At 71.3% G+C, this 9138-nt stretch carries 4 protein-coding genes and 1 pseudogene; 4 read left to right on the forward strand and 1 reads right to left on the reverse strand.

Features of this window, described 5'->3' with window-relative positions; all coding sequences use genetic code 11:
• Positions 1-3996, reverse strand: a pseudogene (locus P1P70_RS34645) (hypothetical protein); the annotation flags it as partial.
• Between the two features lie 391 nt (positions 3997-4387).
• Between P1P70_RS34645 and P1P70_RS34650 the strand changes: the two are divergent.
• The 4 genes from P1P70_RS34650 to P1P70_RS34665 form a co-directional block, all read left to right on the forward strand.
• Positions 4388-6616 carry a hypothetical protein gene (locus tag P1P70_RS34650; protein ID WP_319244928.1) on the forward strand — a complete coding sequence of 743 codons (2229 nt, stop codon included), beginning with the start codon at positions 4388-4390 and terminating at the stop codon, positions 6614-6616.
• A 101-nt stretch (positions 6617-6717) separates the two neighbouring features.
• On the forward strand, positions 6718-7017 hold the full coding sequence (locus P1P70_RS34655; protein ID WP_319244930.1) for a hypothetical protein: 300 nt from the start codon (positions 6718-6720) through the stop codon (positions 7015-7017).
• Positions 7018-7393: 376 nt separating this feature from the next.
• Positions 7394-7972 carry a sigma-70 family RNA polymerase sigma factor gene (locus P1P70_RS34660; protein WP_319244932.1) on the forward strand — a complete coding sequence of 193 codons (579 nt, stop codon included), beginning with the start codon at positions 7394-7396 and terminating at the stop codon, positions 7970-7972.
• Positions 7973-7983: 11 nt separating this feature from the next.
• Positions 7984-9138: hypothetical protein (locus P1P70_RS34665; RefSeq protein WP_319244934.1), on the forward strand; the 1155-nt coding region annotated here is incomplete at its 3' end.

The following is a 9138-nucleotide window of genomic DNA, read 5'->3' on the forward strand; positions in this document are numbered from 1 at the left end:
GGGTGGGGCGGGCGGCGGCGGAGCGACGCGCGGCGGCGCGGGCGGTGCCGGAGCGGCATGGGGCTGCGCCGGAGCGGCCAGGTCCTCCAGGGACACGCGCTCGCCGGTCGGGAGAGGTCCCACGACATCGCTCGCCACGTCGTCCAGGACTCCGGGCCCGGGTACGGACGTCAGAGGAAGCCGCTCGGCCGGGTTGGCGCCGAGACCGTCGAGACCGTCCAGACCGTCGAGGGCCGTCACCAGGCGCACGTCCGTGTCCGGCACCGTCGTACCGAACGTGTCGAGCCGGGACGCCGGCGCCCCGTCCACGGGAAGTTCCACGAACCGGCCGCCCCGGTCGAACGCGAACCGCGCCCCGGTCGCCGTGTCGGTCACCGCGAAGCCGCCCGGCAGCCGCTGCGCGAGAGCCCCGTCGAGCCGTACGACGTCGAAGGCACCGTCGGTGAGACCCGGCACGGTCAGCCGGTACGTCACCGACGGGGCGCCGCCCGACAGGTGGGTGAACGTCGTGCCCAGCCGGGACCCGGTCAGCGGGCCGCCGACGGGGCCGGAGAGGGTGAGCTGCTCCGACAGCCGCGTACCGTCGAGGTCGAAGCGGCCGATCCAGGCGCCGTCGACCGACTCCACCCGCACCCCGGTGACCACGCCCAGCGCACCCCTGACCGGCTCCACGGACGCACCGCCGGGCAGCGTCACGCCGTCCTCGCCGACGATCCGGGGCAGCGATCCCGGCCCGGCGTCGCCGTCGAACCGTACGAAGTTGTCCCCTGCCGGGAGCCGGATGTCGGTGAACTGCCGCGCCCCGCTCGCGTCGAACACCAGCCGGAGGTCACCGGTCGGGTCGGCGAGCCGGAACCCGCCGTTCTCCAGCGGCGTCCGCTGCCACTCCGTGCGGAAGCCGGTCACGCCCGTGAGGTCGGCCGGGTCCACCGCCACGGTGTCCGTCCGGGGCGCGGGCGCGTCGAACCGGTCGAAGCGGAAGCCGTCGGAGAGATGGCCGAGGTCGTCGGAGAGGTGGCCGAGGTCGCCCAGCCGGCTGCCGAGGTCGCCCAGGGGGTCGACCCTGCCGAGGGGATCGAGGCCGCCGGGCGAGCCGAGACCGTTCGGCGCGAGACCGTTCGGCGAGCCGAGGCCGTCGAACGCCTTGGTCCCGCTCGGGTCGAGCCCGTCCAGCAGCCGGAGTTGGAGTTGGTCGTCGAGGGAAAGTCCCTGGAAGTCGAACGCGGTGGTCCTCGGGGTGCCCTCGCCGACGATGCCCGAGGTGCCCTCGCCGGGTAGTGGCCGGCCGTCGGCGCCGAACCGGGTGACGACACCGTCGGGGCCGGTGACGGTGAAGCCCCCGTCGACCATCCGCACCTCGACGTCGGGGACGATCCCGGCGTCCGTCCTGAGCACCCAGGTGATGTTCTGACCGGGCTCCATGGTGATCCACTGGCCGGTGGGCAGCCCGAGGTCGTTCAGCAGCCGCAGTTCACCGGTGGGCATGACGCCTGCGGGACCGTCGAACCGGGCCGTCATCACCACGATGTCCCGGCGGACCGTGTCCAGGTTCATCCCGAGCCGGTCGAAGGCGATCCGGGACTGGTCGAGGTCGAGTCGCGCGGCGCTCAGATCCAGCTCGGCCCGCGCGCGGGTCAGCGGCGGTACGTCGGTCAGGGCGTCGAGCTCGCCGAGCCTGCGCCCTACGGTGTCCAGCTGGAGCTGGGCGGACTGGGTGCGCAGCCAGGTCTCGAAGCGCTCCGTGGCAAGCTTGCCGGTGGCGCCGCCGGTGACGATCTCCCGCAGGGTCAGCGCGGTGAACGGCTTGGTGGCCACGGGGGCGGGGACGTCCGTGCGGGCCGGGCCCAGGCCGAGCAGCTCGCGTGCGGTGCGGGAGGCGTCGCCGGTGTCGGGGAGCAGCCGGGTGAGATCGTCGAGATCGATGCCGAGGTCGTCGAGGCTTTCGGCACCCTTCGTGGTGGTCCAGGTGGGGACGCGGGGGTCGGCCGGTCCGAGGACCTCGACCGTCACCCCCTCCTTCAGCCCCACCCGGACGTCGATCGGGTCGGTCTTCCCGATGCGCAGGACCACCCCGTCGGGGGTGACCCGTACGAGGTCGATCTCGCCGTTCAGGACCTGCCGGACCTGGTTCTCCGTCAGTCCGCCCAGCTTTCCGTCGACGCTCAGTCGGGCCAGGTCGTCGAAGGGGCGGAGCACACCGGCGGGGGTGCGCTCCATACCGGTCAGGGCGTCGAGGTCGCGTAGTTCGTCGAGCGCGGTGGGCGGCGGCAGCAGATCGTCACCGAGACGGCCGTTCACGGGGTCGAGGAGACGGCCGCCCATGGGGTCGAGGAGACCGAGGCGGTCGCTCACGGGGGTGAGGAGGGCGAGACGCTGCCCGCCGGGAGCCGTGCCCACCGGCAGGCCCACCGTGTCGAGGCCGTCGAACCCGCCGAGCCGTACGCCGAGGTCGTCGAGGCCGTCGAACCCGCCGAGCCGTCCGCCCAGGTCGCCGAGGCGGCTCGGCATCCGGACGGGGGTCGGGCCCGGCAGCGAGCTGAAGCCCGGGGTGCGGGGCGTCGTCACCGGGGCCACCGCGATGTCGGCCAGCTCGTCGAGGGTGTCGTTGAACGCGGGGGTGCCGGGGACGACGAGCTTGTCGGTGCCGAGGCCGTCGAAGGGGCGCAGGGTGCCACTGCGGTCGAAACCCCGGCCCGACAGGTTCAGCAGGTCACCGCTGAAGGAACCCGTCCTGGTGACGATGCCGGAGCCTTTCGGGGTGAAGTGCAGACCCCGGTTGATGAACCCCATGCGGGCCGCGCCCCGGTACCCGAACCGGGCGATCTCGGAGTACCGCATCGGCAGCAGGGCCGTGGCGGTGAGCCGGCCGAGGCCCATGACCGCGAAGACGCCCAGCTTGGTGGCCATGTTGCCGGTGACGAACGCGGTCGACTGGTAGAAGTCGCGGCTCAGCGCGAACCAGCCCTGCCGGAACGTACCGCGGGTGAAGCGGCCCATGAACCTCATGGCCGACCCCAGCATCGCGGGCGTCCTGGACAGCACCCGGGGCAGCGCCATGAACCCGCTGCCCGCCCGGCCCGCCAGCCCGCTGCCGAACCTGACCAGCCCCTGCCCCGCCAGCGACAGCAGCCGGCCGGGGGAGGTCAGCAGCAGCCTGCCGCCCCGGAACAGCAGGCGTCCGCTCGCGGCGAGGGCGCCGCCGAGGGCCTTCGCGCCGGAGGAGCCCAGCCGGAGCAGTCCGCCGAAGGTGGTCAGGCCCTTCGTCGACGGGAACAGGATGCCCAGGAAGGCGAGGCCGAGGCTGAGGGCGTTGCCGTTGCCCATGGCGTAGTCGACGAGGGCCTTGACGAAGAGCACCGCGCCCAGCGCGAAGGCCACCAGACCCAGCGGACCGCCGACGATGGCCGCGACGATGGTGAGGACCATCGCGACGATCTCCAGCACCTTGAAGAACGTCGACACGAACCGTTGCCAGAAGCTCTTCTTCTTGGGCTTCCTCACGGGCGCCGACACCAGACGGGTCGCCTCGTACAGGGCGTCCTCCAGGATCTTCGCCTCGGTCTGGACGGTCTGCTGCTCCGCCTCGAGTTCGCCGCGGGCGCGGATCACCTCCGGGTCGTCGTCGGGCAGCGGCTGACCGCCGACCCGCTCCAGCGCGGCCACGGTGTCCGCGGCGTTCTCGGCCCTGTCCTGCCCGTCCCCGAGGGCACGGGCGTAGCGGGCGGTGGCGTCGGCGGCCATCTCGAACGAGCGGTTGATGTTCGCCATGTACGTCTTCAGCTCGTCCTTGACGTATGTCCGCAGCGCGTCGGCGGTCCGCCCCTCGAAGCCGCCGTCCTCGGCCTTCGCCAGCAGGGTGTCGAGGCCGCGGCTGACCCGTCCGGCCAGATCGCCGAGGTCCCACAGCTCCTTGGTGACGCGCTCCAGGGCGGCCGGGTTCCCGGTCACCGGATTGCCGGTGTATCCGACTCTGTTCCACTCGTCGGAGGTGGCCAACGAATCCTCCACGCGGTCCGGGTCTTGGGGTATCGAAGGCAGACGTAGTGGAGGGGCCCGAGAGTTCAACAGAGTGGCGTACGCCACAGTTTCGGCCGGTCAGCGCGGTGCGGCCGAAATTTCTTTGAACCATCCGGGCCCGGCTCCTCGTCTACAGGGCAGCTCGGCACCGAGGCCCCCGGTCCCGCAGGCGGGCAGCGGTCCCTGACCCCGAGCCCGGGGCCGCGGCGCGTGGCCACGACCCCGATCCCCGAGACGATTTCCGACCCCCGAGACAACCCCGAGCAAGACCCCGGCAGCGACCGGCCCAGGCAGTGACTGAACCCCGCGGCGACCGGCGGGGGCAACGACGACCCCCGCAGCGACCCACTTTGAGGAAAGGACGGCGGACATGGTGCGCGTCTCCTACGACTACGACCTGATGACCGTCCTCGCACGCCATCTGTGGCACCTGCGCGACGAGCTGGACGTCGCCTCGCAGACGGACAAGACGTTCGCCCCCGGGGACATCGGCCCGCGCCCGGAGACGGCACAGGCCCTGGAGGACTTCTACGGGGCCTGGAAGGGGGCGTTCCGGGAGGGCTGGCAGGTCATGACCGACCTCGGCAACCTCCTCGACCGGGCGGGCAAGGCCTTCTACGACCAGGACGCCTCCCACGCCGCAGGCGCCGCACAGCAGGTCACCACCCAGGTCCGCGACGAGGCGAACCGGCAGAACGACATACGCAGGCAGGCGCTCGACAACAGGCGGCGCGAGTCGATGGCCCGCGCGCTGGAGGCCCGCTACAAGACGCAGTACGCCCGCCTGAAGAAGGACCAGGACGCCCTCGTCGAGAAGCGGAAGAAGCTCGACGAGCAGGCCGAGGCCCAGGCGAAGCGGCAGGAGGAACTCAACAAGCGGCAGGACGAACTCGCCGCGAAGCGCGAGCCCCTGCTCAAACAGCAGGAGGAGCTCCAGGCCAGACAGCAGCAGCTGTGGAAGGAGGAGAAGGAACTCCTCAGGCAGCGCGAGGAGGAGCTCAAGGCGAGACGGGACGAACTGCAGAGGGACTACGAGGCCCTGCGCAAGGAGCAGGAACCCCTGCTCAAGCGGCAGGAGGAGCTCCAGCGCAAGCAACAGCAGCTGTGGGACGAGGAAAAGGCCCTGCGCGACAAGCTGGACGCGGCGACGGACAAGAAGATCACCGCCCTCGAAGAGGAGCAGAAGGCCTACGACGCCAAGCTGGACGCCCTTCAGGAGAGGCAGGAGGCCCTGTGGCTGGAGCGCCAGGCCCTGCTGTCCAAGGACGGCGTCACCCAGGCCGAGCTCGACGCCTGGCAGCGCCGGCAGGACGCCCTCGACAAGGAGCGGGACGCCTTGTGGGAGTCGGAGGGCAAGGACCTTCAGGCCCGCTGGGACGCCCTGGAGCAGGAGCAGCGCGACCAGCAGAAGTTGTTCGAACCCTTCAACGAGCGGCAGAAGGAGCTCGACGCCGAGCGGGACGCGCTGGCCAGGGACCAGAAACCCCTCTCCGACCGGCAGGAGGAGCTCGAGAGGAAGCAGAAGGAGCTCTGGGACCTGGAGAACTCCACCCTGCGCGAGGTCGAGGAAGCCATGAAGGAGAAGCAGGACGACCTCGACGCCGACCAGGCCGAACTCCAGTCGAAACTCGACCCCCTGGACCGGGAGTCGAAGGACCTTCAGGACCAGCAGAAGAAGCTGTGGGACGAGCAGGCGGAGACCGAGGCCGAGCAGGCCGCGCTGACCGAGGAGGAGAAGGCCTTCCAGCAGCGGCAGCAGGAACTCCAGGACCGCTTCGCCGAGGAGCAGAAGGACATCCGCGACCGGGACTTCAGCAAGGACGAGGACCCCGGTCAGCTCCGGGGGATGCGCGGCGAGCTGGAGGATCTGCCGCCCGAGACGTACGTGCCCAAGGGCTTCACCTTGGAGGACGACAACAACACCACCACGGTGTCGTACGAGCTCGACGAGAACGGTGAGATCAAGCTCGACAAGTACGGCAACCCCGTCGAGACGACCACCACCGTCACCAACAAGAACACCGGCCTGTCGTACTCGGAGACGTACCGCCCGCTCTCCGGCGAGGGCGACTCCGTGACGACGATCCGCGGCTCCGACGGCTCCGTCACCAAGGTCTACGTGGACACGGACCCCGAGGGCTCGCCCGACGGTTCGATGACGCGCTACGTCACCGACGAGACGGGCAGGAACACCCTCCAGATCTGGACGAAACAGCCGGGCGGCGACTGGGAAATGACCTACGACGCCGCCGAGACGGTCCTCGAGCAGCCGCCGCGCCCGCCCGCGTACCTCACGGTCGAGAAGCCCCTCGTCGACCCGGCCGGCCGGCCGACCGACTCCTCCGACCCGGGGCAGACGACCACTGTGCAGCCGGGCGTCACCCGGACGAACTACACCAATCCAGACGGATCCGTCACCAAGGTCGTCACCAACGAGAACGGCGGCGTCCGTTACGTCGCCGACTCGAACAACGAGGTCCAGGAGATCTGGCTGCGCGACGAGAACGGTGGCTGGTACCTCAGTCAGTCCAGCACCCAGCACGAACGGGGCGCCGACGGCGAGCCGCCCCTCGGCAGCCTCGGAGAGTTCTGGAGCTGACCCCGCACCGGGCGTAGTGACGCCCCGCAGCTCCCGGCGCGCCGCTCAGGCGCCGCCGGGTCCTTCCCCCACACCGACACCCAACGAGAACGAGGTGCACCATGCCGAAGAACGTCATCGACGACGAGGAAGTCGAGCGGACGGCCAAGAAGCTCGACTCCGCCGTCAGCGACACCCTGGTTCCCCAGCTGTCCTCGCTGCAGGCCGACGTCGAGAACCTGCTCCAGGGCGGCCTGCTGCTGACGGCCACTAGCCCGAAGATGCAGACCTCCTACGCCAACTTCAACAAGTCGTTGACGGAGGCGGTGACCAACATCACGCAGTTCTCCAAGCAGTTCCGTGACATCTGCAACGCGGTGAACAACCTCGACGCGCAGATCGCGGGCGGCATCCCCAACTGATCCACCCCGAAGCGGGGTGTCGGCACCCAACTCCCCCTCCGTCGGCACCCCTTGGGCAGGGGCGCCGGTCCTTCCCCCGGACCGGCGCCCCTGTTTTTGCTCCAGGCCCTTGTTCGGCCTGCCGAACCGTCGAGTGTCACCTTTCTCAGGATCATCTACCAGGAAGGTTTCTTTCTCGTCAGTAACCTCAGGTTCCACTCAGGAACTCTTGAAACCTCCAGAAGCGCTCATAGACTCCCAGCGGAACCTCACCTTCCACCCATGAACCGTGAGGTCACCCGGGTACCCGTGCTCAGCCCCTTGCCCAGCCGACGCCGCCGCCGCGGCGTCTTCGACCGGACCGGCTCAGAGATCCACGCCGGCCCTGGGGGAATCCATGAGAACGCCCACGCTCAGCACCGCCGTGTCCGGGAGCGCCCCGGATACCGGCGAGGTCACGCCCTCCTCCCACGACGGTTCCGTCCGCAAACTTTACGAAGAACACCACGGCCCCCTGCTGCGTTATGTGTCGAGCCTCATCCGGGGTGACCGCCAGCGGGCCGAGGACTTCGTCCAGGAGACCCTGGTCCGCGCCTGGTTGAGCACCGGGAGCCAGCCCCCCGGCTGGTCACCGTCGCGGGCCTGGCTGATGAGGGTGGCGCACAACCTGGTGATCGACTGGTCCCGCCGCGAGCGGGTGCACACCGGCATCCAGCATGAACACACCCTGGACAGACACCTCGAACCGGTGGACCCGATGAGCCAGGCCGTCCAGCGCCGCTTCATGGTCCACGCCCTCTCCCGCCTCTCCCATCCCCACCGCGAGGTCCTCTTCTACGTCTATGTCCTCGGCTGCACCGGACCCGACGCCGCGGATGCCCTGGGCATCCCCCCGGGCACCGTCAAGTCCCGCACCCACCACGCGCTACGGGAACTGCGCCGCCGGAACCCCGAACACGCCCTGGCGGCGGCATGACGGGGCCTGGCGTGACCGAGCCTGTCGTGACCGCTGCCGACGTGGCGGCACACGGCTCGCTGGTCGCCATCGGCAAGCCAAGCGACTCGGTGCTGACCGTCGTCATCGTCGCCGTGGTCGTCCTGATCCTGCTCTCCCTGCTGCTGCGGCACGTGATCCGCAAGCGGGGCGGCTGGCGCCGGTTCCGGCGGGGCGTCGGCCGGGAGCTGACCCTCACCCGGCGGGCCTTCGGCGAGCCGCTGCGCGCCTACCGGCGCCACCGCCGAGGCGTCCGCGCCCTGGCCCGCCAGCTCTCCGACCCGCGGGGCGGCCTGCTCGTACGACGGCTGTTCGACGCGGCGGCGGCCGCCCTCGCGGACGTCCCCGGTGCCGTGGCGCACGCCGTGCGTCTCGAACCCGGCTGGGCCTCGGTGCAGATCGCCGCCCGCCGGCTGCCGGAACCGCCCGAGCCCTGGGAGGCCGCCGAGCCCGGCCCGCAGCGCTGGGAGCTGCCGCTGGACGAGGCGGACGCGCTGCCCCCGGGCCGCAGCCGCGCCGGTGCGGTGCGACCGCTGCCGGTCGCCGTCGGCATGGCGGACGACGCCTGTGTCCACGTCGACCTGGCCGCCGGACCACGGCTGATCACCGTCGAGGGCGACACCGCCGCCCGCTCCCTGCTGTTCCAGGCCCTCGCCGCCCAGCTGGACCGCCCCGGCAGCGGAGCCTCGGTCGTCGTCGCGGACGGAGTCCATCCGCAGCACCGGGGACGACGGCTCGACACACTGCTGACCGAGCTGGAGAGGGCCTCCGCCCCGAGCGGCACGGACGACGCCGGGGAGGCCGGGGTCCAGGAGCCCGAGGAGATCGGGGAGCCGGGTCGCGCCGCCACCACCGTGGTCGTCTGCGCCGCCCCCACCCCGGACCAGGCCCGCAGGCTCGGCGCCCTCGCCGCCTCCGGTGCCGCCGTCTGCCTGGTCGACGGCCGGGTCGCGGGCCACGCCTGGAGCCTCCGGGTGGACGGCCGCGGCCGGGTGACCGCGCCGGAGCTGGACCTGGACGCCGACTCGGGACCCCTGGGCCGCGCCGTCGTGGCGGCCGTACGCGCCGACCTGCGCCGCCTGCGCCGAGAGCCACCGACGGCCCGCCCGCGCCCGAGCCCTGCTCTTATCACAATCTCCGAACCCCCC

The organism is Streptomyces sp. MB09-02B, assembly GCF_033794485.1.
In the GTDB taxonomy this organism is placed as follows: domain Bacteria; phylum Actinomycetota; class Actinomycetes; order Streptomycetales; family Streptomycetaceae; genus Streptomyces.